The sequence below is a fragment of the Janibacter sp. GXQ6167 genome (assembly GCF_041365945.1).
Taxonomy (GTDB): Bacteria; Actinomycetota; Actinomycetes; order Actinomycetales; family Dermatophilaceae; genus JBGFSK01.
The window spans coordinates 173,068-198,518 of record NZ_JBGFSK010000005.1 but is presented as its reverse complement, the minus strand read 5'-3'; the positions used below and the strand labels follow the sequence as shown (position 1 = coordinate 198,518).

Genomic DNA, 25,451 nt, shown 5'->3' with positions numbered 1-25,451 from the left:
GTTTCCCCCCCCACCCTGGCATCAGGGGTGTGTCAGGCGGTGAACCGTCAGTTACCGCCGACGCTGACGCTGCTGAACCGCTCGGCGGTCAGCGGGCTCGGGATCAGACCCTTGACCTTGTCGCTCACCACGAGGGCAGGCGGCGAGTGCGAGATGGGCAGACCCGGGAGGTACTCCTCCATGATCTTCTTGTTGAGCTCTTCGTACTTGGTGTCGCGCTCGGCCTCATCGACGATGGCGTCGGCCTCACGCAGCTCCTTCGACAGCGGCTCACCGTAGGTGGTGACGCTGGTCCCGAACTGGTTCGACTTCAGATTGCCGAAGAAGGTCCCGATGAAGTTGTCGGCCGAGTCGTAGTCACCGGTCCAGCCGAGGAGCCACGCGTCATAGCGGCCCGCGTCGACGTCATCGAGGTATCCACCGTTCCAGGGCTTGGTCACGACCTCGACCTTGATCCCCACGGCCTCGAGGTCACTGCGCAGCGCCTCGTAGAGCTTCTGGGGGTCCGGCATGTACGGCCGAGTGACCTCGGTCGGGTAGGCGAAGCGCAAGGTCATGCCCTCGGCGTTCGCTTCCTTCAGCAGCTTCTTCGCCTCGTCCGGGTCGTAGGAGTACGGCTGCAGGTCCTTGTTGTAGCCGGCCACGGCCTCGGGGATGAACTGGGTCGCCACCGTGGCGCCCTCGGGCAGCTGGGTCTTAACCAGCTGGTCGCGGTTCAGCGCGTGATAGAGCGCCTGGCGGACCTTGAGGTCCTTGAGCTTGGCATTGCTCTTGGGGTTAAGGCCCATGTAGAGAATGTTGAAGGCCGGGCGCACGGCAACGTCATTGCCCGCATCCTCGAGCGACTTCCAGTCGACCGGGTTCGGCAGGTCGTAGCCGTCGATCGAGCCGGCCTGCAGTTCCTGACGACGAGCGGTCTCGTCGGGGATGATCTTAAAGACGAGCTGAGCGTTCTTGGCCTTCTCGCCCCAGTAGTCGTCATTGCGCTTCAAGGTGACGGTCTTGTTGGCTTCGTCGTACTTGTCGAGCACATACGGGCCGGTGCCGACCGGAGCCTTGGAGTACGCGGGGTACTCAAAGCCCTCACCAGCGGTCTTGACGTCATTGGCCTTGCCCTCATCCATCGCCTTCGGCGACTGCATCGCGAAGGAGGAAAGGGAGAGCACGACGGGGAACTTCGAGGTCGCCTTGGAGACCTCGACGTCGACGGTCTTTTCGTCAACGACCTTGCAGGAGCGGTAGAGCGAGTCCTTGCCGAAGCCCTCCATCGAGTACGCCCAGTACTCGGCGGGCCCGGACTGGGCGGCCTCATTCTGGTCGGCCATCCGCTCGAAGTTCTTGCACACCGCGTCGGCGTTAAACGGCTCGCCGTCGCTGAACTTCACGCCCTCGCGAAGGGTGAAGGTCCAGGTCTTGCCGTCCTCGGACGGCTTCCACTCGGTGGCGAGGCCCGGCTCCATCTCGGCCGAACCCTGCTTGATCTCGACCAGACCCTCGAAGATCTGGCGGGTCACCCGGAAGGTTTCGCCATCGGTGGCGTAGAAGGGGTCCAGCACGGATGGGGCGCCCGCGGCGCCGAACGTGAAGGTTCCGCCGGTGTCGCCCTCGCTGCCGCTGCCGCCATCGCGGTCGCTGGACGCGCACGCGGTGAGGGCCAGGGCGGCGACGGAGATCAGGGCCAGGGGAACGCTCTTCCTGACGGTCATCGATACCTCGCTCGTTGACGAAACGCCCAGCCGGTCGGCCAGACTTGATGCCACGCACCGGCACTGCCGTGATCTACGGCACGTCGATAGCGGCTTGGGGGCAACCTAACGACAAGTAACGGCAAGCGGTAGAGAAAGCCACCAGGTCTTTACCGGAGCGAGACGTGCCGCACTACGGTGTGAGCCGTGACCCGACACCGCCTCGACGTCGTCGGCGCCGCGATCACCGATCGGATCGACGCCCCCACGCGGGTCCTTGCTGCCCGGCGGGCGGGCGCCTCGCCGCTCGCGGGTGCCTGGGAACTACCCGGCGGCAAGATCGAGCCGGGGGAGAGGGCAAAACAAGCGCTCCACCGCGAGCTCGACGAAGAACTCGGGATCGCCGTACGTCTCGGCGCCAAGGTCCGAGGTCCCTTGGCCAAGCGTGCGTGGCCCATCGGTGAGCACGGGATCTTGCGCATCTGGTGGGCCGAGATCATCTGCGGCGAGCCGCGCCTCACGGCCGATCACGATGACCTCAGGTGGTGTGGGCCGACGGAGCTCGCAGACCTGGATTGGCTGCCCGCCGATCGCGCGGTGAGCCGTGCGCTCGCCGAGCACCTCGGCTGGTGATTCGGTCGGAAGGGGGTCGCCCTGAGACAATCGCCGCTATGCCTATGACTTCCCGCAGCGACGTGCGCAATGTCGCCATCGTGGCCCACGTGGACCACGGCAAGACCACCCTCGTTGACAAGATGCTCTGGCAGGCAGGCACCTTCGGCGAGCACGACCACGTCGACGAGCGGGCGATGGACTCCGGTGACCTCGAGCGCGAGAAGGGCATCACGATCCTCGCCAAGAACACCGCAATCCACTACACCGCGCCGTCCGCGGCCGCCCACGGGGCCCCTGACGGCGTCACGATCAACATCATCGACACCCCCGGCCACGCCGACTTCGGCGGAGAGGTCGAGCGGGGTCTGTCGATGGTCGACGGCGTCGTGCTCCTCGTGGATGCCTCCGAGGGCCCGTTGCCGCAGACCCGCTTCGTCCTGCGCAAGGCGCTCGCGGCGAAGATGCCGGTGATCTTGTGCATCAACAAGGTGGACCGGCCCGACAGTCGGATCCCCGAAGTTGTCGACGAGGCCTACGAACTCTTCATGGATCTCGATGCCGACGAGGACCAGATCGACTTCCCGATCGTCTACGCCTCGGCGAAGGCTGGCGCCGCGAGCCTCAACCGCCCCGGGAATGGCGAGCTGCCGGATAACGGCGATCTCGAGCCGCTCTTCGCGACGATCATGGAGACGATCCCGGCGCCCTCCTATGACGACGAGGCCCCCCTTCAGGCCCACGTCACGAACTTGGACTCCTCCAACTTCCTCGGCCGCCTCGCGTTGCTGCGTGTCTTTAACGGCGAGATCCGTAAAGGTCAGCAGGTCACCTGGTGCCGCCACGATGGCAGCCAGGAGCGGGTCAAGATCACTGAATTGATGATGACCGAAGGGCTCGAGCGCAAGCCGCTGGAGGGCAAGGCCGCCCGCCCCGGCGACATCATCGCGATCGCGGGGATCCCGGAGATCATGATCGGCGACACGATCGCCGACGCCGAGAACCCGATCGCCCTGCCGATTATCACCGTCGACGAGCCGGCCATCTCGATGACCATCGGGACCAACACCTCGCCGCTCGTCGGCCGCGGTCCGACCCGGGGCACGAAGGTCACCGCCCGGCTCGTGAAGGACCGTCTCGACCGCGAGCTGATTGGCAATGTCTCGCTCCGCGTCCTGCCGACCGAGCGCCCCGACGCCTGGGAGGTCCAGGGCCGAGGAGAACTCGCCCTCGCGATCCTCGTCGAGCAGATGCGCCGCGAAGGCTTCGAACTCACCGTCGGCAAGCCCCAGGTGGTGACCAAGGAGATCGATGGCAAGGTCCACGAGCCGGTCGAGCGGCTCACGATCGACACCCCCGAGGAGTTCCTCGGCGCGATCACCCAGATCCTCGCCGCCCGCAAGGGGCGCATGGAACAGATGACAAACCACGGCACGGGCTGGATCCGGATGGAATTCCTCGTCCCGTCCCGCGGCCTCATTGGCTTCCGGACCGAGTTCCTCACCGAGACGCGCGGCACCGGCATCGCCCACCACGTCTTCGAGGGCTACGAGCCGTGGTTCGGCACCATCACCACCCGTGTCTCCGGCTCGCTCGTCGCCGACCGCTCCGGGCCGGTCACCTCCTACGCGATGGTGAACCTCCAAGAGCGCGGCACCCTCTTCGTCGAGCCGGGCACCGAGGTGTACGAGGGCATGATCGTCGGCGAGAACTCCCGCGCCGATGACATGGACGTCAACATCACCAAGGAGAAGAAGCTCACCAACGTGCGCGCCTCCTCCGCGGACAACTTCGAAAAGGTCGTCCCGCCGCGCCGCCTCAGCCTCGAGCAGTCGCTGGAGTTCTGTCGCGAGGACGAGTGCGTCGAGGTCACCCCCGACGCCGCCCGGATCCGTAAGGTCGAGCTCGACCAGACCCTGCGTGCTCGTGCCGCATCCCGGGCGCGCAACAACGCCTGATCCCTAGGAGGCCAGCTGTGCAGCCTGCTGACCGACGCACAACCCGAGGCGCTCTCGTCGTGCTCGCGGTGGGCTCTCTCGTGCTCGCCGCGTGCTCGAACGAGGCACCGGAGGCGCTTGGGACCGGAGCGCCCGAGCCCACCGGACCGAAGCAGCAGCTCACCCTGGTCTCTCAGGGCCCGGTGCAGACCTGGGACCCCCAACGGATGACCTCGCGTCAGGTGGCCGGGCTCGCCGGGCGGCTCTATTTGCGGGGCCTCACGACCTATGCCACGGGTCCGGATGCGGCCAGTCAGCGCGCCATCGTCGGTGATCTAGCGACCGATACCGGCAAGGCCAGTAAGAACCTCAAGAGCTGGACCTTCACCCTTCGCAAGGGGGTGAAGTGGCAAGACGGCAGCGCGATCACCTGCGCCGACGTGCGCTACGGGGTCTCGCGCGCGTTCGATCCCGAACTCGGAGCCGGCGGCTATGCCTTGACCTATCTGGACATCCCGAAGAAGCCGGACGGGACGAGCACCTACCCGGGGCCCTTCGTCAAGGAGGGTCAGAGCGCCAAGGCCAAGAAACTGATCGAGAACGCCGTTCGCTGCCAGGGTCGCGAGGTGACCTTCCGCCTCTCCGAGCCGGTCGCGGGGTTTGGCGAGATTGTCTCGCTGCCCGAGTTCGCACCGGTCAAGGAAGCCTCGGATGGGGGCAAGGACGCCACCTACGCGGCATTTTCGTCGGGGCCGTACCAACTCGACGGTCAGTGGACCGCCTCCAGCGGCGGGACCTGGGTGCGTAACCCCCATTGGTCGGCGAAGACCGACCCGGTCCGCGAGGCCAATCCCGAGCGGATCGTCTTCAAGGAAGGGGTCGAGCCCCAAGAAGCCTTGAGTGAGATCACGAGCGGCGAGGAAGGGCGGCGCACGGTCGCCCTCGACGCCGTGCCACTAGCCCTGCAGCCTGCGGTCGATGAGGCCAAGGACACCGTCAAGACGGTGCGAGTCCCCGGCCAGCTCATCGATTACCTCGCGCCCAACCATGACCGGGGCCCGATGAAGGACAAGGCCGCCCGTGTCGCGCTCGCCACGGCGACGGACCGCGCGGGGTACCTCGAGGCCCTCGGTGGTTCGGCGATGGGCGAGCCCCGGTGGTCCTTGCTGCCGCCTACGCTGCCCTCTTCGCACGACGCGGTCCTCGACGAGGGGCCCTCTGGTGATCCGGAGAAGGCGCGCAGCATCTTGAAGGACGCGAAGATCACCACCCCGGTCCCGATCACGGTGGCCTACCGCGACAGCGGGGACCTCACCTCGGCCATGGAGAAGGTGAAGACGGGCTGGGAAGCCGGCGGCTTCGCGGTGACGCTCAAGCCCGTCTCCGATGACTACTTCACCGCGATTGCCTCCGCGGGCCTCGCCAAGGAGACGGATGTCTTCTGGGCCAATTGGGGTCCGGACTACCCATCGGCCTCGACCGTGTTACCGCTGCTCTTCGATAGTCGGATCAACCTCGGCGGGGACAGCTCCGGGCGGGATTACGGGATGGTCGAGGATCAAAAGCTGAACGCCGCGATGGATGATGCCGAAAAGATCACGACTCGGTCCAAGCGGGCGGCGGCCTGGAAGAAGATCGACACCGGGCTCGTCAAGGACGGGACGTATATCGCGTTGTCGCAGGGGATCTCCACCTTCGCCGGTGGGTCCGAGGTGACCGGCTTGACCGGGAACGAGGTGTACGGAGGGGTGATTGACCTCGCGGTGATCGGAGTGTCGCGATGACCGCCCGGGTGCTCGCCGTCCATGCCCACCCCGATGACGAGCTGCTCGCGACCGGCGTCACCTTGGCCCACTTCGTGGCCGAAGGCGCCGAGGTGCATGTCCTCACCTGCACGCTCGGCGAGCAGGGGGAGATCATCCCGGCCGAGCTGGAGCATCTTGGCGCCGAGCGTGATGACGCGCTCGGCCCGTACCGCCGGGAAGAACTGCGGGCCGCGATGGCCGAGGTCGGGGTGAACTCACGCGTGCTGGGCGAAGACCCGGCACGGGGCGTGCTCTCGCGGTATCGCGACTCGGGGATGGCGGGAAGTGAGAGCGCGCACGACCCGCGGGCGTTCGCTCGAGCTGACCTCGATGAGGCCGCGGCCCTGGTCGCGTCGGTCATCACCGAAATCCAGCCCGACCTCGTGATCACCTATGACTCCCGTGGCGGGTATGAGCACCCCGACCACATCCAGACCCACCGCGTCACCTGCCGAGCGGTCGCGAGCCTGAGCGAACGTCCGCCCCTCTTCGCCGTCTACACCCCGCGGTCCTGGGCCGAAGAGGATCGCGCGTGGCTGCGCGCGAACGCCGCGTCGACCCCCGCGGGGTGGACCCTGCCCGACGGGGCGTTTGCGGCTTCGGTCGTGCCCGACGAGGTCGTGACCTATGAGGTCGTCGACCCGGACGCGGTCCCGGTTCAGGCTCGGGGAGTGCGCCACCACCGCACGCAGGTCATCGTCGAACCCCCGCGCTTCGCGTTGTCCAACGGGATTGCCGCGCGCTTTAGCGGGCGCGAAGGCTATGCCGAGATCGACCCCGAGACCGGCGACCCCCTTCCTGGAGGGCCCCGCCGCCCGCTGAGCGAGCGGCTGTGAGCGCACCCGACCCGCAGCAGATGCGTGAGGCGATGTCCCGGTTTGCGACGGGCGTCGCGATCGTCACGACGACCCTGCGCGGCCGTGACCATGCCATGACGGCGGGTTCGATCGCCTCGGTCTCGCTCGATCCGCCGCTCGTGCTCGTCTGTATTCGCCTCGATGGCGGGCTCCACGACCCACTGCTGGAGTCCGGTATCTGGGGGCTATCGGTGCTGTCGGCGAAGGGACGGGCCACCGCGAGTTGGCTCGCAACCCCTGGTCGGCCGCTTCTCGGCCAACTGGAGCGGGTCCCGCACCACCGGGGGGTGAGTGGAGTAGCGCTCATCGACGACGCGCTCGTCACCCTGGAATGCCGCACGACCGCCGCTTACCCTGGCGGGGACCACACGATCGTCGTGGGTGAGGTCATCGACTGGGAGCCCGGAGAGCGCCCCGAAGATCCCCTGATTCACTACCGCAGTCAGTATTGGAGCCCAAGGTGAAGCCGAAGTCTGAGACCGCCGACAAGAGCGGCCGCGGACGGGTCGTGCTCGCTGGGGTGTTTGTCCTGCTGGTCCTCGCGGGGCTTTATGTCGCGGCCGCCTGGTTCCTTGCCGGGCGGATCCCGCCCGACACTCGCGTCGGCGGCGTCAACATCGGCGGCATGAGCGAGAACGAGGCACGCGCTGCCTTGGACGCCCGCCTCGGTCCGCAGTCCACCAAGCCGATCGAGATCACCGTCGGTGACGAGTCGCAAAATGTCGACCCCGCCGATCTGGGGCTGGCGCTCGATTACGACGCCGCTCTCGCGGACCTCACCAGCTTTAGCCTGAACCCCGTCCACGTCTGGGACCAGATTCGTAGTGGTCAGGACCACGACGCGGCCGCCGACGCCGATCCGGCCGACCTCGCCGAGCGGCTGAGCGAACCCGTGGCAGCCCTCGAATCGGACCCGGTGGAGGGCACCGTGGCCGTGGAGGACGCCAAGGTGAAGACCACTGCGTCCAAGCCCGGCGTCGGCGTCGACCGCGAAGCGCTCGCGAAGACCATCCTTGGTGCGTGGCCGGCGCGCCGGGCCTTCCCGGCGCCGACCGTTGAGACCGAGCCGACGCTCCAGCAGGCCGAGATCGAGCGTTTCACCGGTGAGGTTCTCGAGCCGCTGCTCTCCGGACCGGTCACCGTCAAGACGAAGGGGGCCGAGGACAAGGACGTGTCCTTCCCGGTCACGGCGGCGGCCCTTAGCACTGCGGTGGGGATTGACTCAAAGGACGGGCGTCTCGACCTCACCGTGGATGACAAGAAGCTGGTCTCAGCGGTCACCAAGGCGGGCGACCGGGCCAAGGTGCTGGTCGAGCCGCGCGACGCGACGGTCGTCGCGAAGGGCTCGATGGATTTTGAGGTCAAACCCTCTCGCAATGGGCTCACCCTGAGAGGCGAGTCGGTGGTCGCCTCCGTCCCGGAGGCCTGGACCAAGGAAGGCGACGCCCGCACGGCGACCGTCGAGTCGACGGTGAGCAAACCGAAGGTCACGACCGCCAAGGCCAAGGAGACCATCCCGAACGCCCGGATCAGCACCTTCTCTTCCGATCTCCCCGCGAACCCGACCCGGACCCACAACATCAAGATCGCGGCCCGTGAGATCGACGGGACCTATGTCGCCCCCGGCGAGACCTTCAGCTTGAACAAGGCACTCGGCGAACGGACGGCGGCCAAGGGATACAACAAGGCCGGCGTGATCGTCGGAGGTCGCCTGCGCGAGGACTATGGCGGCGGCATCTCGCAGCTATCGACCACCTTGTTTAATGCGATCTTCTTCTCGGGCGCCAAGATCGAGGAGTTCCACCCGCACTCCTTCTACATCTCGCGCTATCCCGAAGGGCGCGAGGCCACCATCTCCTGGCCCGACGTCGATAACCGGTTCACCAATGACACCAAGGGCGGCATCCTGATCCGGGCGAGCGCCACCGATTCCAAGGTCACCGTCAGCTTTTATGGGCGCAAGACCTGGGATGTGAAGGCGGTGAAGGGACCGCGGACCAACGTCACCCAGCCGAAGACGATCCGCGATAACAAGCCAGGATGCGTCTCACAGTCCCCGCACGTCGGCTTTACCGTGACCGTGACGCGCATCTTTAGTCAGGGCGGTAAGGAAGTGAAGCGCTCGGACTTCACCACCCGCTATATCGCTTCCGACCAGGTCATTTGCGGCTAGCAACGCGCGCGAAGAGCATCCCGACCCCCACCCCGACGATGAGCGGGGCCAAGGCGATCCCGCCGATCAAGAAGGCACAGATCAACGCGACCGCGAGCGGCTTCTTCAATCCCACGGTGGTGGCGGCACCAAGGCCCGCGACGAGCGCCGCGGTCGGTTCCAGGCCGGGGACGAAGGCCAGGGCGACGGCGCCAGCGGCGGCCCCGGCGAAGAGAAGGGGGAAGAATTCTCCCCCGCGCCAGCCACTTGCGACATTGAGGGCGGTCGCGACGAGTTTGAGCACCGCGAGGCCCGCGAGGGCTCCCCAGGCCGAGGCGCCCACCAGCTCGTGGAGGTCGGTGAACTCCGCGTGTCCGGAAAAGCGCACCATCGGGACGGCCATCGCGAGGGCGGCGAAGGCCGCCGTCCCGACCAGGGTCTGTACGTGCAGGCCGCCGAGCCGAGCAATCGCCGACCTCATCCGCGGCAGCAGGAGCAGGTAGCCGACCGCGAGGAACCCGCCGAGCGCGGCCGGGACGAGCGCTGCGATGACCTGCCCGCTGGAGAGCGTGAAATCGCTGAGCCCCAGATCGAGGTCGTGGGCGCCGAGCGCACGGTAGGTGACCAGCAAGGTGACAAATCCGCCGATCGCGGCGAGGAGGTTGAGCGCCTTGCTGGGCGCCAGCGGCCGAATCGCGTCCCAGCGCGATCCGGGGAGAGTTGCGCGACTCACTCGTCACCTCCTGCGCCCCCTGGCTGGTGAGCGCGCACCTTGCGCACGATGGTCGAGCCGATCGCGGCAACAAAGACCAGGTTGAAGACGATCGCTGCGATCACAAGGAGCCGCGCGGCCTGTCCGACGGGGTGGATATCGCCATACCCGACGGTCGCCATGGTGACGATCGTGAAGTACAGCGCATCGGTGCGCGTATGGAGCCCCTCGAACTGGCCCGGCGTATTTGCGAGGGTATAGAACCCGGTCGCGAAGCCGACGCAGACGACCACGAGCAGGGTGACGAGCCGACCGAGCGGCTCATCGGAGTGCTTCAGCTGCCGCACGGTAATGGCCGCGAGCCCCGCGATCGCGATCAAGGCTCCGACCAGGCGAACCGGGGCGGCCCGGTCGGCCTCCAGAGGCACGAGGTAGTACACCGCGATAATGAGCGCGCACGCGAGCGCCGTCCGCGAGGGGGAGGTACTAAGCAGTGGTCTTCGCTGCATTGCGCGCGGAGAAACCGAGCACGACGAGCACGATGCCCCAGGTGATGGCAAGGACGCCGAGCCACATGGCGAGGCCGAGGGCGCTCGCCCCTGGGTTGAGCACGAACAGGGTGCCAGCGATCGCCCAGAGCAGCGCGCTCAAGAAGGTCAGCCACCGTGGTCCGGTGGTCTTCGCGCCGATCGCGGCAATCAGTTCCATGATCGCGCGTGCGATGAGCCAGATGCCAAGGACCCAGGTCAAGGCGACGGCGCTCGACAGCGGCTGGAACATCGCGACCAGGCCGGCAAGGATGCCAATGACGCCCGAGACGACCAGCCACCCGCGACCCTCGTCGGAGCGAAAGGCCAAGACGATTGAGGTGATGCCATCGACGAAGGCGTAAGCGCCCCAGAAAATCACCAGAGTGAGCGCGCTGCCGATCGGCCAAAAGAGCGCGAGGATGCCGAAGATGATCGCGACGACGCCGAGGCCGATGACCGCGGTGGTGGAACGCTGAGCGAGATTGTCCATGGTGACAGCCTTTGGTCGTTAAGACGCCCACTGCCGCGCGGCTGCGTGGCGTGCACAAAAGTCTGGCACGCCATGTCCCAAAATGTGAAGTGGGCTCGCTCGGCGACTCAGGTGTAACTGAAGTAGTGGTAGTGATGGTGCAGGGAGAGCCCGAGTCCTTGGTAGAGAGCGATGGCCGGCGCGTTGCTCTTCTCGACCTGGAGATACATCGAAACGATTCCGCGTTCACGGGCCTGCCGAGCTGCAGCGACCGTCAGGGTGCGCGCGAGACCCGCTCGGCGCGCCGCCGGTCGGACGTGGAGGCCAAACAATCCGGCCCACCCATCGTGGAAGGCCACGCGGGCGATGGCCCGCGGGAGTCCTTCCTCGCCGATGGAGAGGAAGGCCTGCTCCTCGGGAGCGCTCATCACCGCACGAGCCGCCTCCGGGCGCGCCTGCGCTACCGGCCCGCACGCGGCGAACCATTCCTTGCTCAATTTTCGCGACGAGGCGACCGGCGAGGTGTCGACCGGGAGGTCGGCCACCGCTGCGACCCGAGCGGTAAAGACCAGGACCGGCGGTGAAGGGGTCCAACCCCGGTCGAGAAGCAGGGCCCCAAGGGGGTCTTGGCGCAGGTCCGCCCCCTCGGGCTGGGGAAGCATCACCAGGGGAGTGAGGCCGCGCTCGCGATACCACGCCGCCGCGATATCAATCGCCGCGTCGAGTGATCGCCCTGGATCACCGACCGGCAGAAGGGAGTTCGCGCGGCCGGTGAAACCCTGAGCGGCGCGCAGGAGCCACCCCCTTCGTTCCTCACCAATCCAGGCGCGTTCGATCGGCGGCTGGCCCGCGGTCATCAGGCGTTGCAGGTCCTCGATCATGATGGCGCGATGGGGGGCTCCCCGGCGGCCCGGGCGTGGCGGAATGACACGTGCCGCGACGACATCGTCGCGGTCAATCCGGACCCGGCCGCGCCGGGACGCGATCACCAGATGATCTGTGTCGATCGTCACGAGATCGCCGACGGTATCGGTCAGCGACGGCCCTGGACCGGACGTCGCGATCCGGGAGCGGACCGCGACGCGCTGACCTGGGCGGAGCCTGCCTGCCGGGTCAATGATCACGGGCCTAGTATGTGGGCCATGACGTACGTGATCGCGCAGCCCTGTGTCGACTTGAAGGACAAGGCCTGCATCGAGGAGTGCCCGGTCGACTGCATCTACGAGGGTGAGCGCTCGCTCTACATCCACCCCGATGAGTGTGTCGACTGCGGTGCCTGCGAGCCGGTCTGCCCGGTTGAGGCGATCTACTACGAAGACGACGTGCCTGAGCAGTGGGAGGACTACTACAAGGCCAACGTCGAGTTCTTCGATGACCTCGGGAGCCCCGGCGGCGCCGCGAAGATGGGCCTGATCGCCAAGGATCACCCCGTGATCGCCGCGCTCCCGCCGCAGCAGCACGACGAGTGATCTCGTCCCTACCTGACTTCCCCTGGGACTCGCTTGCTCCGTATAAGGAGCGGGCGAGCGCCGTCGAGGGCGGCCTCGTCGACCTCTCGGTCGGCACCCCCGTCGATCCGACCCCGGAGGTCATCCAAGAGGCGCTGCGCGCTGCCAGCGATGCCCCCGGCTACCCCCAGACCTGGGGTACCCCGGCATTGCGTGAAGCCGTCGCGACCTGGTTCGCGGCCCGCCGCGGCGTCGCCGATGTCGATCCCGATGGCGTCCTGCCGACGATCGGTTCGAAGGAACTGGTGGCCTGGCTCCCAACGCTTCTTGGCATCGAGAAGGGGCAGACCGTCGCCTTCCCCACCGTCGCCTATCCCACCTACGACGTGGGCGCCCGGATCGCCGGGGCTACCCCCGTCGCCGCGGACGCAACGACCGCCTTCGGCCCCGTCACCGCCCGCACGGCCCCTCGCCTGCTCTGGCTGAATAGCCCCGGCAACCCCACCGGCCAGGTCCTCGGGGTGCCCCACCTGCGCAAGGTCGTGCGCTGGGCCCGGCAGCACGGCGTCATCGTTGCCTCCGACGAGTGCTACGCCGAACTCGACTGGCGCACGGACACCGAACGCCGCGAGGACGGCGGCGACTCGACGCATCGCGAGCCGCCGACCACGCCAAGCATCCTCGACCCGCGCGTGTGTGAGGGCTCGCACGAAGGGCTGCTCGCCGTCTACTCCCTCTCCAAACAGTCCAACCTCGCGGGCTATCGCGCGGCCTTCGTCGCCGGTGATGTCTCCCTCGTGAAGCGACTGCTCGAGGTGCGTAAGCACGCCGGGATGATCATGCCGGCGCCGGTCCAGGCCGCGATGATCGCGGCGCTCGCTGATCATGATCACGTCGCCGAGCAGAAGGCGCGTTATGCCGCCCGCCGCGCGATCCTCGAGCCCGCGCTCGCCCCCTTCGGCCTCACCGTCGAGCATTCCCGCGCTGGTCTCTACCTCTGGAGCACCGCCGGTGAGGACTCGTGGGCCACGATCGGCAGGCTGGCAGATCGCGGAATCCTCGCCGCACCGGGTGCTTTCTACGGCCCCGCCGGGGCCCGGCACGTGCGGATCGCGCTCACCGCGACCGATGAGCGCATCGCCACCGCCGCAGAGCGCCTCTCGACGCCCGGATATGTGACGACGCGCACGCTGAGGTAGTTTTGAGCGGTGACCTCGCGTTTTTGAGCAATGATGCCGCGCGTCTCCCGAAGAACCAACGAAGGGCTGACCTCGATGACCTCTCCAGTACGTGGTGACGCCACGCTTTCCTCCGGCGACACCAACCTCACCCTCCCCTATATCGAGGCCACGGAGGGCAATGGCGGCTACGGGATCTCCACGTTGCTCAAGGACACCGGCAATGTGACGGTCGACTCGGGCTTCGTCAACACCGCCTCCTGTAAGTCCGCGATCACCTACATCGATGGCGATGAGGGCATCTTGCGGTACCGCGGGTATCCGATCGAGCAGTTGGCCGAGAAGTCCACCTTCGTCGAGGTCACCTACCTGCTGATCTACGGGCAGCTGCCGAACACGACCGAACTGGAGGAGTTTGAGGAGCGGATCCGGCGGCACACGATGCTGCACGAGGACCTCAAGGCCTTCTTCAACGGCTTCCCGCGCGACGCACACCCGATGCCTGTGCTCTCCTCGGCCGTCTCGGCGCTTGGCACCTTCTACCAGGACAGCCTCGACCCCTTCGACCCGGAGCAGGTCGAGATCTCGACGATCCGTCTCCTCGCGAAGCTGCCGACCATCGCCGCCTACGCGCACAAGAAGAGCGTCGGTCAGCCCTTCCTCTACCCGGACAACTCCCTCTCCCTCGTGGAGAACTTCCTGCGGATGACCTTCGGCTTCCCGGCCGAGCCCTACGACGTCGACCCCGACATCGTGCGGGCGCTGGACCAGCTCTTCATCCTGCACGCTGACCACGAGCAGAACTGCTCCACCTCGACGGTGCGGATCGTCGGCTCGGCCCACGCGAACCTCTTCAACTCGATCTCCGCGGGCATTCACGCGCTCTCTGGGCCCCTTCACGGCGGCGCGAACCAGGCCGTCTTGGAGATGCTGCAAAAGATCCAGGGCGCGGAGTACGACGTCGACACCTTCATGAAGAAGGTGAAGAACAAGGAGGATGGTGTCCGGCTCATGGGCTTCGGACACCGCGTCTACAAGAACTACGACCCGCGCGCGGCGATCGTGAAGCAGACGGCGCACACCGTGCTGGAAAAGACCGGTGGCGACGAACTGCTCGACATCGCGATGGGGCTCGAAGAGATCGCCCTGAAGGACGACTACTTCGTCGAGCGCAAGCTCTACCCGAATGTCGACTTCTACACCGGGCTGATCTACACCGCGATGGGTTTCCCGTCGAAGATGTTCACCGTCCTGTTCGCGATCGGGCGCCTGCCGGGCTGGATCGCCCAGTGGCGCGAAATGATCGAGGACCCGGAGACCAAGATCGGCCGTCCGCGCCAGATCTACACCGGCTCCACGTCGCGTGACTACGTCGACCTCGGCGCCCGCTGATCTGCGCTAGGCCCTACTGCTGGTAGGTGATCCGCACCTGCTGCGCGGGGATCGGGTCCGCGGCATCGGTCCACTCGTAGGACTGGTCGCCGCGGACCCACTGCTTCGAGCCGACCTGCACGGCGGTGATCTGGCGGGCCGAGGCCTGCCCGACCGCCCAGGACCCGGCGGCCCAGGCGAACTGTTCGCTGGTGGCGGTGACGGCGAGGACCCCCTCGCCGTCACCGGTCGCTGACATCCCGGTCTGCTCCTTTAGGGCAGCGCTGATCTTCGCGGGGTCGCCCGACTCGCTCGCCTCCTCCAGGCGGCAGCCGAAGCCGGCGGGGGAGTGGCCGGCCAGGCTCGAGGCGATGGCCCGCCCTTCGTGCTCGTGGTCGGCGTAGGCCTCGGGATAGGCGCTGCGCTGGACCTCCTGGGCGATCTCGGTGATCCGCATGTCCTGCCAGCCGTCAACCTTGACGAGCGCGTCGTAGAAGGCGTTGGTCGCGTACACCGGGTCGGTGAGTTCCTCGACCGATCCCCACCCCTGGCTGGGGCGTTGCTGGAAGAGCCCGACCGAGTCACGGTCGCCATAGGTGATGTTGCGCAGCTTGCTTTCCTGGATCGCGGTCGCGACCGCGATCGTCCCCGCGCGCGCCGGGAGGTCACGCTTGAGCGCGATGAGCACGATCGTCGAGGCGTGGTTCATCTGCTCGGGGTCGAAGGTGACGCTCTCGCCCAACGCCGTCGCCTGACATTGCTCTCCAAAGAGGCTCCGGTAAAGGGGCCGACCCCATACCCACCCCGCGACGCCGAGGCTCGCGACGAGGACGGCAGCGACGACCCACGAGACCACCCGCAGGCGGCGCGGCGGATGGTCGTGGGAGAGCGTGGGGCGAGGAGGTGAGGTCATCAGGGGAAGGGGAGTCCCGTCGGTCGGGGCGATCAGAGGCCTAGTCGTTGGCGTGCAGAGCGTCGTTTAGGGCAATGCCCTCGCCCGAGCGGTCCCGGGCCTCGACCGCGCCAGTCAACGAGTTGCGGATGAAGAGGACCTGGGAGCGGCCTGACAACTCGGCCGCCTTGACGTTGGAGCCATCGGAGAGGAGCACCTTGGTCCCTGCGGTGACGTAGAGGCCCGCCTCGACGACACAGTCGTCGCCGAGAGCGATCCCGATCCCGGCCTCGGCGCCGACGAGGCAGCGTTCCCCGATCGAGACCCGCTCGGTCCCACCCCCAGAGAGGGTCCCCATCGTCGACGCGCCGCCACCGATGTCGGAGCCATCCCCGACGACGACCCCCTGGCTGATCCGCCCTTCGATCATGGAGGTGCCGAGGGTGCCGGCGTTGAAGTTGACGAAGCCCTCGTGCATCACGGTCGTCCCTGAGGCGAGGTGCGCGCCGAGACGGACCCGGTCCGCGTCGGCGATCCGCACGCCGGTGGGCAGCACGTAGTCCGTCATCCGCGGGAATTTATCGACACCGAAGACCTGGACCGGGCCGCGGGCGCGCAGCCGCAGACGGGTCGCTTCAAAACCCTCCACCGCGCACGGGCCGTAGTTGGTCCACACGACATTGGCGAGCGCGCCAAAGAGCCCGTCGAGGTTGATCGAGTTCGGGGTGACGAGGCGGTGGCTCAGCAGGTGCAGACGCAGGTAGGCATCGCTCGCCCCCTCCGGAGCGGCCGTGAGGTCGATAGCGGTGGTGACGATCTCGGTCCGCACGCCCCGGTCGTCATCGCTGCCCGCGAGCGCGGCGAGAGCGTCCGGGACCTGGCTCACCTCGGGTGCCTCGCCGAGCGCGGGCTCGGGGTACCAGGTATCGAGGACGGTTCCGTCGGTCGTGATCGTGGCCAGGCCGTGGCCCCAGGCGTTGGTCGCAGTCATGGGTCCAAGGGTATGCGGGCCCACCTTCATAGGATGACCCCATGTCCTCATCTGCTCCCCCTCACCTCGACCTCACCGGTGATGTCGTCGACCTCACCGCAGCGCTGTGCGATATCGCGTCGGTGAGTCGCGACGAAGGGGCGATTGCCGACGCGGTCGAGGAGGCGCTGCGCGGCCTGGACCATCTCGAGGTGACCCGGCACGGCCACACGATCGTCGCGCGGACCGACCTCGGACGAGCCGAGCGGGTGGTGCTCGCCGGACATCTCGACACCGTGCCCCTCACCGACCCGCCAAACCTGCCGACGCGACGCGTCGACCTCGACGGCGTGGACACACTCTGGGGGCGCGGGACGGTCGATATGAAGGGGGGCGTCGCGGTCCAACTGAAGATCGCGGCGCTCGTCCCCGAGCCCACCCGCGACCTGACCTTCCTCTTCTATGAGGCCGAGGAGATCGAGTCCCAATACAACGGGTTGAACCTGCTCTCCCAGAGCCACCCCGAGGAGCTCGAGGCCGATTTCGCCGTCCTGCTTGAGCCGACCAATGCCACCGTCGAAGGGGGCTGCAAGGGGACCTTGCGCGTTGAGATCCCGCTCAAGGGGATCGCCGCGCACTCCGCCCGACCGTGGAACGGCCACAACGCGATCCATGACGCCGCCGACGTGCTCACCCGCCTTCGGGAGCATCACGAAGCGACCGTCCATGTCGACGGACTGGATTATCACGAGGCGATGCAGGCCGTCGGGATCCGAGGCGGGATCGCCGGCAATGTCATCCCCGACGCCTGCACGGTGACCGTCAACTACCGCTTCGCGCCGGACAAGTCCGGGGAGGAAGCGCTCGCGTACGTCCGGTCGGTCCTGCCCGGCTACGACTTCACGGTGACCGATCTCGCCGAGGGGGCGCGCCCCGGGCTGCACTTGCCGGCGGCGCGAGACTTCGTGGCCGCGCTGGACGTCCCGGTTGGGCCGAAGGAGGGCTGGACCGATGTCGCGCGCTTTTCGGCGCTCGGGATCCCCGCGGTGAATTTCGGCCCGGGCGATCCCAACCTCGCCCACCAGGACGAGGAGCGCTGTCCGGTCCAGCAACTCCGCGACGCCGAAGCCGCGCTGCTGCGCTGGCTGGCGTAGGTTGAGCGCCGTGAGCGAACCACGCTGGTACCACAAGGGCCCGGTCGTCATGCGCGGCAAGCAGGTCCCCACATCGACGACCGATCAGCGCCTGCTGGATAGCCGCGGTGCGGCCGACTGGCTGCACACCGACCCATGGCGCGTCCTTCGGATCCAGGCCGAGTTTGTCGAAGGGTTCGGCGCGCTCGCCGAGCTCGGACCGGCCGTCAGCGTCTTCGGTTCGGCCCGAACTCCTCCCGGAAGCCCGACCTACGAGCTCGGCGTCGAGGTCGGGCGCCTCCTCGTCGAGGCCGGGTACGCCGTGATCACCGGCGGTGGCCCGGGCGCGATGGAGGCGGCGAACCGCGGTGCGCGAGAGGCTGGCGGTACCTCGGTCGGGCTCGGGATCGAGCTGCCCTTCGAGGCCGGTCTTAATCCCTACGTCGACCTGGGCGTTAACTTCCGCTACTTCTTCGCCCGCAAGACGATGTTCATCAAGTACGCCGAGGGCTTCGTCGTGCTCCCCGGCGGCTTCGGGACGCTCGATGAGCTCTTCGAGGCGGTGACCCTCGTCCAGACCCAGAAGGTCACCTCCTTCCCCCTTGTCCTCCTCGGGACGCAGTACTGGGGCGGGCTCCTCAGCTGGCTACGCGAGTCGGCCCTGGGCCACGGCACGATCAGCGAGCGAGACCTTGACCTGATCCAGCTGACCGATGACCCCGTCGAAGCAGTCCGGCTCGTCGCGGCCGGGGCCAGGCACGGCTAAGTCATGGTCTGGATCCTCTTCCTCCTCGTCGCGCTGCTCGTGATGGCGGTCACCGCCGCGGCCTTCTTCGGCCGGATCACTCCCGAGCCGATCCCAGAACCGGTCACGAGTACGCCGCTGCCGCTGCTCGAATCGCCGATCACCGCCGAGGACGTTGCCGCGATCCGCTTCGATACGGCCCTGCGCGGGTACCGCGCCGATCAGGTCGAAGCCGTCTTGGACCTGCTTGAGGAGAGGATCCGCCAGCTCGAAGGGGGCGTGGCGGCCGCCAGCGCCCGAGAGAGCGAGCAGGACACGTGATGGACCCAGTCACCCCCGTCACCCTCACCCGGACCAGTACCGCGACCGCCGAGCGGCTCTGGGCCGTCGTGACCGACATGGTCCGGCACGCCAAGTACGTGCCGTTCACGACGATCCACCCCCAAGATGCCGACCCACACCTGGGGTGGGAGGTGCTCGCGCGGACCGGGTTCGGACCGCTGGGTTTCAAGGACACGATGCTCGTGACCGGCTGGGAACCACCCCCGGCCTGGCCCGCGCGGATGCGCCTCGTTAAGACCGGCCGGTTGCTCGATGGCTGGGCCGAGATCGTCATCGAACCGCGCGCCGAAGGGGGATCGCGGCTCACCTGGCACGAGCAGATCGAGCCGCGGCCGACCCCCCTTCGCTTCGTCGCCCGTCTCGGCGCCCGGGTGGCAGGTGGTGATCGCGCGACCGAGGCGATGCTGGCCCGGCTGATCGACGGGCTGCTGGCCGAGGCCGAGGAGAGCCGTTGACCGCGATCGAGGCGGTGCGGACCTCCCTCTTCACCGTCGAGGGCCGCCACCGCTTCGCGCAGGCCGCTCTCGCGCGACCGGTCCGCTCACTGATCGCCGTCTACCTGCTCACCCGGGTGGTCGCCCTGGCCTCGATCTGGGTCGCCGCCCGGTACTACCAAGTGCCCGCGGGGGTCGGCCACCTCGACCCCGGCCTGCGCGACATGCTCGGGATCTGGGACGGGTCCTGGTACTACCAGATCGTGAGCGAGGGGTACCCGATCCCCCTTCCGTCCGATCCGCAGACCGGGCAGATCACGTACAGCGCGTGGGCCTTCTTCCCGCTCTTCCCCGGGCTCGTGCGGATGGTGATGGTGACCGGGCTGGGCTTCGTCGAGGCCGCGATGCTGCTGAACCTCGCCCTCGGGTGCCTCGCCGTCGTGCTGATCTTTAAGGTCCTCTCCTTCCCGGTGCATGCGGCCTCCCAGCCCGCGCGGGAGCGCCTCGCCTTCGTCGCCGCCTGCCTCTGGTGCTGCTACCCGGCGACCGCCGTGCTCCTCCTGCCCTACACCGAGGCCCTGGCCGCCGTGCTCATCGGCGCCGCGCTGCTGCTCTTGATGCGCCAGCAATACCTCGGGTTCGCGGTCGTCGCGTTGCTCCTCGGGTACACCCGCGGGGTGGCCCCTGCGCTCGGCATGGCAGTCCTGGTCCACCTCTGGGTCCGCTGGCGCGAGGACCGTGCCGCGGGCAATAGGGCCTTTGGCAGTGACCGTTGGAGGATCGCCGTCATGCTCGGCGCGACCGCGGTATCCGCCGTGGCATGGCCGGTGACCGTGGGCCTGATCTCCGGGCTCCCCGGTGCCTTTTTCCAGACTCAAGCGGCGTGGGGGCAGCGCCCCGATCAAGGCCCCTTCGTCTTGTGGTTCTCCTGGGCCTGGGAGCAGCACGGACTCTTCGCCGTGATCGTGATGGTCGCCCTGGTCGGGACTTATCTCGCCCTGATCATCGGCCGCCACGGCTCGTGGCTTCCCCTCGAGGTCCGGATGTGGGCCCTTGCTTACCCGCTCTACCTCTTCGCCGTGGTGCGCCCCATCACGAGCATGTGGCGCTTCCTCCTGCTCGATTTCCCGCTCGCGGCCCTCGTGGCGAGCGTCGCGATGCGGACCTCCAGCGGCCGCCACGTGGTCACCCACTGGAGACGGCGGGTCGCGATCGTCGTGGTCGTTCTGCTGATTGGCGTCTTCGCGTGGTCGACGCGGCTGTTGCCCTACGTGCCGTGGCATGTGACCCCACCGTGACCCACGTTGATTAGGACCGCTGCGGCGAGCGGGGGATAATAGGGGCATTCATCGGCGGCGCACGGGCGTCGTCACGTGGCGTCGGAGCAGCCGGCGGCGAGGAAGGGACAGCACATGGCGGCAATGAAGCCCAGGACTGGCGACGGACCCCTCGAGGTCACCAAGGAGGGCCGCGGCATCGTGCTGCGCATGCCCCTCGAAGGCGGCGGCCGGCTCGTGGTCGAGATGACCCCGNCCCCCCCCCCCCCCCCCCCCCCCCCCCCCCCCCCCCCCCCCCCCCCCCCCCCCCCCCCCCCCCCCCCCCCCCCCCCCCCCCCCCCCCCCCCCCCCCCCCCCCCCCCCCCCCCCCCCCCCCCCCCCCCCCCCCCCCCCCCCCCCCCCCCCCCCCCCCCCCCCCCCCCCCCCCCCCCCCCCCCCCCCCCCCCCCCCCCCCCCCCCCCCCCCCCCCCCCCCCCCCCCCCCCCCCCCCCCCCCCCCCCCCCCCCCCCCCCCCCCCCCCCCCCCCCCCCCCCCCCCCCCCCCCCCCCCCCCCCCCCCCCCCCCCCCCCCCCCCCCCCCCCCCCCCCCCCCCCCCCCCCCCCCCCCCCCCCCCCCCCCCCCCCGCCGCCGGAGTCGCGCTGCCGGCGAACGATCGGGTGAGCGCGTCCCCCTTCGACTGGCCGGAAGGGGGTGAGGTGCGTGCCCTGGTCGCCGGCGATCGTCGGGTCGTGCTCGTCGGTGCCCACCCCGATGACCGCGCGCTGCGTCGCGGGGCGGCCGCGGCGGCTCGAGCGCTCCTGCACGCAGAGCAGGCCATCATCGCCCTCGCGGGGCCGGTATCGGCCCAGGTCGAGGGTCTGGTGCTCGGCGGCTACCGGTCTCAGCATTTCGGGCGCGGCGAGTTCGCGCCTGGGGCTACTCCGGTCGCGGTGGTCACCATCGTCGACCCGGCGGCCGATGAGGAGGTGGTGGAGCGGGCCCAGGTGGCAGCGCGGGCGTCGCTTCTCGCGCGTGGCCTCGCCAACGCCCCGTCGAACCTCAAGAACCCCGCGTGGATGGTCGAGCGGGCCCAAGCGGTGGCCTCGCGCCGCGGCCTGGAGATCACGGTCTGGGACGAAGAAGCGCTCGCCGTCGCGGGCTTCGGCGGATTGCTCGCGGTCGGCGGCGGGTCGGTGTCACCGCCGCGCCTCGTCCGGCTCGACTACCGGCCCGAGGGAGCAAGCGATGCCCCCTTCGTCGTCCTCGTCGGGAAGGGGATCACGTTCGACACCGGCGGCATCTCGGTCAAGCCGGCCGACGGGATGGTCTCGATGCGCACCGACATGTCCGGTTCGGCCATCGTGCTGGCCGTGATCGACGCCGTCGCCGCGCTTGGCCTCACGATCCCGGTCACCGTGCTCATGCCGCTCGCGGAGAACTCCTTCGCCGAGGGGTCGTACCGGCCCTCGGATATCGTCACGCCTTACGGCGGCAAGCGCACGGTGGAGATCACCAACACCGATGCCGAGGGGCGGATGGTGCTCGCCGACGCCCTCGCCTACGCCGATCTCGAGCTGGAACCGGATCTGCTGATCGACGTCGCGACCCTCACCGGCGCCGCCCGGATCGCGCTGGCCCGCAGCATGGCGGCGCTCTTTAGCGATGACGACGAGCTTGTCGGCGCCCTGCGCGAGGCGGGGGTAGCGGCGGGCGAGCCCTTCTGGCGGCTCCCCCTTCATGACGATTACCGGTCGATGATCGACAGCGCGGTCGCCGATCTCGACCAGGCCCCGGGGAAGGCGGGCGCGATCACTGCTGCGCTCTTCCTGCGCGAATTCGTCGGTGAGCGGCGGTGGGCTCATCTCGATGTCGCCGGGCCGGGACGTTCGGATGATGACACCGGGCTGCTGTCGAAGGGGGCGACCGGCTACGGTGCGCGGGCACTGCTTCGCCTATTGGAGGGACTCACATGAACGCCGGGTACGGACTGTCGGTTCGCTGGTCGCTGGTCGACGCGGACGAAGACGTGGCCGAGCGGCTACGGGAGTACGTCGTCGGGACCTCGATGGCGAAGTTCATGTTCCTCGACGGGCTCGCGTTTAAGACCTGGCGGATGCGCGAGGGGGAGTGGTTCGAAGGGACCTACGTCTTCGGCGAGGCCATCGACCGCGATAACTTCGCGGCGTCGTTTGCCGAGGTCGCTGCCGAGTCGCCGGGGAGCGAGCTGATCGGCTCTCCGCCGCAGTGCATCGAACCCTTCGAGGTGGTCGCCGTCGCCGAGGGCCCGGCCCAATTCCGGCGCGGCCCCGGCCCCGGTCTCGCCTAAGGGCGCGGGCGGGCTCAGCGGCGCACGGCGGCGAGGAGCCCATCGCCGACCGGCAGGAGGGCCGGGATCAGGCGCTCGTCCTCGCGAATCTGCTTCCCGAGGCCGCGCAGGATGGTCGTCCGCTCGTCCCGGGCCGCCGGATCGGCCACGCGGTCATGCCACAGCATGTTGTCGAGGGCCATCACGCCGCCGGAGCGAAGCAGTCGAATCGCGTGCTCGACGTAGGGCGGATAGGACTCCTTATCGGCATCGATCACGATCATGTCGTACGCGCCATCGGTCATCCGGGGGAGGACCTCGAGGGCGCGGCCGGTGATGACCCGGGTCCGCTGGTGTGCGATCCCGGCATCGGCGTAGGCGTCGCGGGCGGCGCGGGCGTGCTCCGGCTCGACCTCGATCGTCGTGAGCACGCCGTCTTCGGGCATCCCGTCCAGCAGCCAGAGCCCCGAAGACCCGGCGCCAGCACCGATCTCGATCACGGCGCGAGCGCCCGAAGCAGCAGCCAAGAGGCGCAGGGCGGCCCCGCCACCGGGGCCGATCGGGGAGGCGCCTAGCTCGGTGCCATGGTCTCGGGCCGCCTGCACGACGGGCGGCTCGGGGACGTACTCCTCGGCGTAGGCGAGGCTGGCAAGTCGAGCGGCGTTCATGAGATCTCACCCTAAACCCCTGGGGAGAACACAGCGGAGACCCAGGTTCGCTCGCCACAGTTGACGCCATGACCACCGCACCGTCCCTCGATGCCGGCGTCCCGACCTGGGATGAGGTCGTCGAGCAGCACTCGGCGCGCGTGTACCGGTTGGCCTACCGGCTGACCGGGGACCCGCACGATGCCGAAGACCTCACCCACGATGTGTTTGTGCGGGTCTTTCGCTCGCTCGACCGGTACACGCCCGGGACCTTCGAGGGGTGGTTGCACCGGATCACGACGAACCTCTACCTCGACCGGGTCCGGCGCCGCCAGCGGTTGCGCTTCGACACCCTGAGCGACGAACTCGCGGCGCGCCTACACACCGCGACGGCTGGTCCCGCCGAGATCTACGACCAGACGCATCTCGACGCGGACATCCAGGCGGCGCTCGACGCCCTGCCCCCCGCCTTCCGGGCTGCCGTCGTCCTGTGCGATATCGAGGGCCTGACCTACGAAGAGGTGGCCGACACCCTCGGGGTCAAACTCGGGACCGTCCGGTCCCGGATCCATCGCGGACGGGCCCTGTTGCGCACGTCTCTCGCGCACCGCGAGCCGCGACCCACGGCGCCGCCGAGCGACCAGCCGCGCCGCCGTCGCGCGGTCACCACCTTCCCCATCGCGCGACCGGTCACCGGCACCTTGTGAGCGTCGGGGACCCCTCCCCGGCGTCGGCGCTCGTAATCCTTGGCACAATCACCCCATGACCAACCCCCCTCCCGCGCCGTTTCGGCACGAGCCGTACCAGGCCGGGCCCCTCGTCGGTGGCAGGGCGCCGAGCGGACCGCAGTTGCCCGCGCCGCCGCCGCGACCTCCGGCCCGCCGTGGGCCCAGTTGGGGTGCGGTGATCGCGATCGTCGCCGCGTCGACGGCCCTCGCTGGCCTGATCGGTGGCGTCGGAGGCGCGGTGATCCGCGGCGGCGGGGACTCCACCGCGACGACGACGAAGGCCGTCAGCCAAGGCGGAGAGGTGGCCCGCCCGTCCGGCTCGATCGCCGCCATCGCGGCCCACGCCGTCCCGAGCGTCGTGACCGTCTGGGTCGATGCCGGCAACCGGAGCGGGAGCGGCTCGGGGTGGGTGTACGACACCGAGGGCCATATCGTCACCAATAACCACGTCGTGGATGCCGCCGCGAGCGGCAGCGGCTCGATCACCGTCGAGCAGACCGATGGCACCCGGGCCAAGGCCACGCTCGTCGGCCGGGACGTCTCCTACGACCTCGCGGTGCTGAAGGTCGACCTCAAGGGGGTCAACCCGCTCCCGGTCGGACGCTCGAGCGATGTCGTCGTCGGCGATGAGGTGGTCGCCGTGGGATCGCCCCTCGGCCTGGACAGCACCGTCACGTCCGGGATCGTGAGCGCCCTCGAGCGCCCGGTGACCGCGGGCGAGAGCGGCCAAGAGTCCTTCATCAGCGCGATCCAGACCGATGCGGCGATCAACCCCGGGAACTCCGGCGGCCCCCTTCTGGACCGCAATGGCGCGGTAATCGGCGTCAACTCGGCGATCGCGCAGATGCCGGGCCAGCCCGGCGCGTCGGGCAATATCGGAGTGGGCTTTGCGATCCCATCCGATCAGGTCGCCCGGACCGTCGATCAACTCATCAAGACCGGCAAGGCCGTCCATCCGATCATCGGGGTGAGCCTCGATCGCCAATACCTCGGCGAGGGAGCACGAGTGCTCTCCGACGCGCAGGGGCAGGGCTCGCCGGTCGTCGCCGGTGGGCCGGCCGATCGCGCCGGCATCAAGCCGGGCGACATCATCGTCGAAGTCGACGGCAAGCGGATCGCGACGCCGGACCAACTCATCGTGCGGATCCGGGCCAAGGATGTCGGCGATACCGTGACCGTGAAGGTCAAGCGCGATGGCAAGGAACGAAGCATGACGATGACGCTCGAAGCGGCGAAGGACTAG

26 protein-coding genes and 1 pseudogene are annotated in these 25,451 nt (G+C 68.6%); 19 read left to right on the top strand and 8 right to left on the bottom strand.

Annotation, left to right across the window (positions count from 1 at the left end; all coding sequences use genetic code 11):
• Positions 1–47: 47 nt before the first annotated feature.
• On the bottom strand, positions 48–1,706 hold the full coding sequence (locus AB8K43_RS09480; RefSeq protein ID WP_370893725.1) for an ABC transporter substrate-binding protein: 1,659 nt from the start codon (positions 1,704–1,706) through the stop codon (positions 48–50).
• Positions 1,707–1,892: 186 nt separating this feature from the next.
• On the opposite strand from AB8K43_RS09480, the gene AB8K43_RS09475 reads away from it, so the two are divergent.
• From AB8K43_RS09475 to AB8K43_RS09450, 6 genes are read left to right on the top strand one after another with little or no spacing between them, the layout of a single operon-like run.
• Positions 1,893–2,318 carry a (deoxy)nucleoside triphosphate pyrophosphohydrolase gene (locus AB8K43_RS09475; protein WP_370893723.1) on the top strand — a complete coding sequence of 142 codons (426 nt, stop codon included), beginning with the start codon at positions 1,893–1,895 and terminating at the stop codon, positions 2,316–2,318.
• Positions 2,319–2,356: 38 nt separating this feature from the next.
• Positions 2,357–4,255, top strand: a complete 1,899-nt coding sequence (gene typA / locus AB8K43_RS09470; protein WP_370893721.1) for a translational GTPase TypA — start codon at positions 2,357–2,359, stop codon at positions 4,253–4,255.
• A 17-nt stretch (positions 4,256–4,272) separates the two neighbouring features.
• Positions 4,273–6,018 carry an ABC transporter substrate-binding protein gene (locus AB8K43_RS09465; RefSeq protein WP_370893720.1) on the top strand — a complete coding sequence of 582 codons (1,746 nt, stop codon included), beginning with the start codon at positions 4,273–4,275 and terminating at the stop codon, positions 6,016–6,018.
• Positions 6,015–6,875: an N-acetyl-1-D-myo-inositol-2-amino-2-deoxy-alpha-D-glucopyranoside deacetylase gene (gene mshB / locus AB8K43_RS09460; RefSeq protein WP_370893718.1), complete on the top strand. Its 861-nt coding sequence runs from the start codon at positions 6,015–6,017 to the stop codon at positions 6,873–6,875. Before AB8K43_RS09465 ends, mshB begins: the two co-directional genes overlap by 4 nt.
• Complete coding sequence (locus AB8K43_RS09455) at positions 6,872–7,360, top strand: flavin reductase family protein (RefSeq protein ID WP_370893716.1); 489 nt, start codon at positions 6,872–6,874, stop codon at positions 7,358–7,360. Before mshB ends, AB8K43_RS09455 begins: the two co-directional genes overlap by 4 nt.
• Entirely contained in the window at positions 7,357–9,069 is a 1,713-nt protein-coding gene (locus AB8K43_RS09450) for a VanW family protein (RefSeq protein ID WP_370893715.1), read from the top strand. Before AB8K43_RS09455 ends, AB8K43_RS09450 begins: the two co-directional genes overlap by 4 nt.
• On the opposite strand, the gene AB8K43_RS09445 is transcribed toward AB8K43_RS09450, so the two are convergent.
• From AB8K43_RS09445 to AB8K43_RS09430, 4 genes are all read right to left on the bottom strand, one after another.
• On the bottom strand, positions 9,056–9,781 hold the full coding sequence (locus AB8K43_RS09445; RefSeq protein ID WP_370893713.1) for a chloride channel protein: 726 nt from the start codon (positions 9,779–9,781) through the stop codon (positions 9,056–9,058). The two genes, AB8K43_RS09450 and AB8K43_RS09445, sit on opposite strands and share 14 nt — an antisense overlap.
• The gene (locus AB8K43_RS09440) at positions 9,778–10,269 is read right to left on the bottom strand and encodes a potassium channel family protein (protein WP_370893711.1); all 492 of its coding nucleotides are present in this window, start codon (positions 10,267–10,269) and stop codon (positions 9,778–9,780) included. The genes AB8K43_RS09445 and AB8K43_RS09440 overlap by 4 nt, the downstream gene beginning before the upstream one ends.
• A complete protein-coding gene (locus AB8K43_RS09435) occupies positions 10,247–10,780 on the bottom strand; it encodes an HdeD family acid-resistance protein (RefSeq protein WP_370893710.1) in 534 nt (177 codons plus the stop codon). Before AB8K43_RS09435 ends, AB8K43_RS09440 begins: the two co-directional genes overlap by 23 nt.
• Positions 10,781–10,887: 107 nt before the next feature.
• Positions 10,888–11,883, bottom strand: a complete 996-nt coding sequence (locus tag AB8K43_RS09430) for a GNAT family N-acetyltransferase (RefSeq protein ID WP_370893708.1) — start codon at positions 11,881–11,883, stop codon at positions 10,888–10,890.
• 18 nt (positions 11,884–11,901) lie between these two features.
• Here AB8K43_RS09430 and fdxA point away from each other — a divergent pair, with 18 nt between their 5' ends.
• From fdxA to AB8K43_RS09415, 3 genes are all read left to right on the top strand, one after another.
• Entirely contained in the window at positions 11,902–12,228 is a 327-nt protein-coding gene (fdxA, locus tag AB8K43_RS09425; RefSeq protein ID WP_370893706.1) for a ferredoxin, read from the top strand.
• The gene (gene dapC / locus AB8K43_RS09420) at positions 12,225–13,406 is read left to right on the top strand and encodes a succinyldiaminopimelate transaminase (RefSeq protein ID WP_370893704.1); all 1,182 of its coding nucleotides are present in this window, start codon (positions 12,225–12,227) and stop codon (positions 13,404–13,406) included. The genes fdxA and dapC overlap by 4 nt, the downstream gene beginning before the upstream one ends.
• Positions 13,407–13,481: 75 nt before the next feature.
• The gene (locus AB8K43_RS09415; RefSeq protein WP_370893702.1) at positions 13,482–14,777 is read left to right on the top strand and encodes a citrate synthase; all 1,296 of its coding nucleotides are present in this window, start codon (positions 13,482–13,484) and stop codon (positions 14,775–14,777) included.
• 13 nt (positions 14,778–14,790) lie between these two features.
• On the opposite strand, the gene AB8K43_RS09410 is transcribed toward AB8K43_RS09415, so the two are convergent.
• Both AB8K43_RS09410 and dapD read right to left on the bottom strand, forming a co-directional pair.
• Positions 14,791–15,669, bottom strand: a complete 879-nt coding sequence (locus tag AB8K43_RS09410) for a hypothetical protein (protein WP_370893700.1) — start codon at positions 15,667–15,669, stop codon at positions 14,791–14,793.
• Positions 15,670–15,709: 40 nt separating this feature from the next.
• Positions 15,710–16,639 (bottom strand): 2,3,4,5-tetrahydropyridine-2,6-dicarboxylate N-succinyltransferase, encoded by a 930-nt coding sequence (dapD, locus tag AB8K43_RS09405; RefSeq protein ID WP_370893698.1) that lies wholly within the window; start codon positions 16,637–16,639, stop codon positions 15,710–15,712.
• A gap of 41 nt (positions 16,640–16,680) precedes the next feature.
• Between dapD and dapE the strand changes: the two genes are divergently transcribed.
• The 8 genes and pseudogenes from dapE (at position 16,681) to AB8K43_RS09365 (ending at position 22,854) form a co-directional block, all read left to right on the top strand.
• Positions 16,681–17,772, top strand: coding sequence for a succinyl-diaminopimelate desuccinylase (gene dapE / locus AB8K43_RS09400; protein ID WP_370893696.1), 1,092 nt, complete (start codon positions 16,681–16,683; stop codon positions 17,770–17,772).
• 49 nt (positions 17,773–17,821) lie between these two features.
• Positions 17,822–18,517 carry a TIGR00730 family Rossman fold protein gene (locus AB8K43_RS09395; protein WP_370893969.1) on the top strand — a complete coding sequence of 232 codons (696 nt, stop codon included), beginning with the start codon at positions 17,822–17,824 and terminating at the stop codon, positions 18,515–18,517.
• Positions 18,518–18,520: 3 nt separating this feature from the next.
• On the top strand, positions 18,521–18,817 hold the full coding sequence (locus tag AB8K43_RS09390) for a DivIVA domain-containing protein (RefSeq protein ID WP_370893694.1): 297 nt from the start codon (positions 18,521–18,523) through the stop codon (positions 18,815–18,817).
• Positions 18,817–19,293 (top strand): SRPBCC family protein, encoded by a 477-nt coding sequence (locus tag AB8K43_RS09385; protein WP_370893692.1) that lies wholly within the window; start codon positions 18,817–18,819, stop codon positions 19,291–19,293. The genes AB8K43_RS09390 and AB8K43_RS09385 overlap by 1 nt, the downstream gene beginning before the upstream one ends.
• Complete coding sequence (locus AB8K43_RS09380; protein ID WP_370893690.1) at positions 19,290–20,570, top strand: hypothetical protein; 1,281 nt, start codon at positions 19,290–19,292, stop codon at positions 20,568–20,570. Before AB8K43_RS09385 ends, AB8K43_RS09380 begins: the two co-directional genes overlap by 4 nt.
• 114 nt (positions 20,571–20,684) lie before the next feature.
• Positions 20,685–20,804: pseudogene (locus AB8K43_RS09375) on the top strand (DUF3117 domain-containing protein); the annotation flags it as partial.
• Positions 20,805–21,205: 401 nt separating this feature from the next.
• Positions 21,206–22,501, top strand: a complete 1,296-nt coding sequence (locus AB8K43_RS09370) for a M17 family metallopeptidase (RefSeq protein WP_370893689.1) — start codon at positions 21,206–21,208, stop codon at positions 22,499–22,501.
• Positions 22,498–22,854 (top strand): hypothetical protein, encoded by a 357-nt coding sequence (locus AB8K43_RS09365; protein ID WP_370893687.1) that lies wholly within the window; start codon positions 22,498–22,500, stop codon positions 22,852–22,854. Before AB8K43_RS09370 ends, AB8K43_RS09365 begins: the two co-directional genes overlap by 4 nt.
• A 14-nt stretch (positions 22,855–22,868) precedes the next feature.
• Here the strand turns inward: AB8K43_RS09365 and AB8K43_RS09360 are convergent, their stop codons facing one another.
• On the bottom strand, positions 22,869–23,501 hold the full coding sequence (locus tag AB8K43_RS09360; protein WP_370893685.1) for an O-methyltransferase: 633 nt from the start codon (positions 23,499–23,501) through the stop codon (positions 22,869–22,871).
• Between the two features lie 68 nt (positions 23,502–23,569).
• Between AB8K43_RS09360 and sigE the strand changes: the two genes are divergently transcribed.
• Positions 23,570–24,187, top strand: coding sequence for an RNA polymerase sigma factor SigE (sigE, locus tag AB8K43_RS09355; protein ID WP_370893683.1), 618 nt, complete (start codon positions 23,570–23,572; stop codon positions 24,185–24,187).
• A gap of 55 nt (positions 24,188–24,242) precedes the next feature.
• Positions 24,243–25,451, top strand: coding sequence for a S1C family serine protease (locus AB8K43_RS09350; protein ID WP_370893681.1), 1,209 nt, complete (start codon positions 24,243–24,245; stop codon positions 25,449–25,451).

Coding starts and splice junctions, on each gene's coding strand:
- AB8K43_RS09410 (WP_370893700.1), bottom strand. CDS start 15,669: ATGACCTCACCTCCTCGCCCCACGCTCTCCCACGACCATCCGCCGCGC.
- AB8K43_RS09480 (WP_370893725.1), bottom strand. CDS start 1,706: ATGACCGTCAGGAAGAGCGTTCCCCTGGCCCTGATCTCCGTCGCCGCC.
- AB8K43_RS09395 (WP_370893969.1), top strand. CDS start 17,822: ATGCGCGGCAAGCAGGTCCCCACATCGACGACCGATCAGCGCCTGCTG.
- typA (WP_370893721.1), top strand. CDS start 2,357: ATGCCTATGACTTCCCGCAGCGACGTGCGCAATGTCGCCATCGTGGCC.
- AB8K43_RS09440 (WP_370893711.1), bottom strand. CDS start 10,269: ATGCAGCGAAGACCACTGCTTAGTACCTCCCCCTCGCGGACGGCGCTC.
- sigE (WP_370893683.1), top strand. CDS start 23,570: ATGACCACCGCACCGTCCCTCGATGCCGGCGTCCCGACCTGGGATGAG.
- AB8K43_RS09350 (WP_370893681.1), top strand. CDS start 24,243: ATGACCAACCCCCCTCCCGCGCCGTTTCGGCACGAGCCGTACCAGGCC.
- dapE (WP_370893696.1), top strand. CDS start 16,681: ATGTCCTCATCTGCTCCCCCTCACCTCGACCTCACCGGTGATGTCGTC.
- AB8K43_RS09385 (WP_370893692.1), top strand. CDS start 18,817: ATGGACCCAGTCACCCCCGTCACCCTCACCCGGACCAGTACCGCGACC.
- AB8K43_RS09360 (WP_370893685.1), bottom strand. CDS start 23,501: ATGAACGCCGCTCGACTTGCCAGCCTCGCCTACGCCGAGGAGTACGTC.
- AB8K43_RS09390 (WP_370893694.1), top strand. CDS start 18,521: ATGGTCTGGATCCTCTTCCTCCTCGTCGCGCTGCTCGTGATGGCGGTC.
- mshB (WP_370893718.1), top strand. CDS start 6,015: ATGACCGCCCGGGTGCTCGCCGTCCATGCCCACCCCGATGACGAGCTG.
- AB8K43_RS09365 (WP_370893687.1), top strand. CDS start 22,498: ATGAACGCCGGGTACGGACTGTCGGTTCGCTGGTCGCTGGTCGACGCG.
- AB8K43_RS09415 (WP_370893702.1), top strand. CDS start 13,482: ATGACCTCTCCAGTACGTGGTGACGCCACGCTTTCCTCCGGCGACACC.
- AB8K43_RS09435 (WP_370893710.1), bottom strand. CDS start 10,780: ATGGACAATCTCGCTCAGCGTTCCACCACCGCGGTCATCGGCCTCGGC.
- fdxA (WP_370893706.1), top strand. CDS start 11,902: ATGACGTACGTGATCGCGCAGCCCTGTGTCGACTTGAAGGACAAGGCC.
- dapD (WP_370893698.1), bottom strand. CDS start 16,639: ATGACTGCGACCAACGCCTGGGGCCACGGCCTGGCCACGATCACGACC.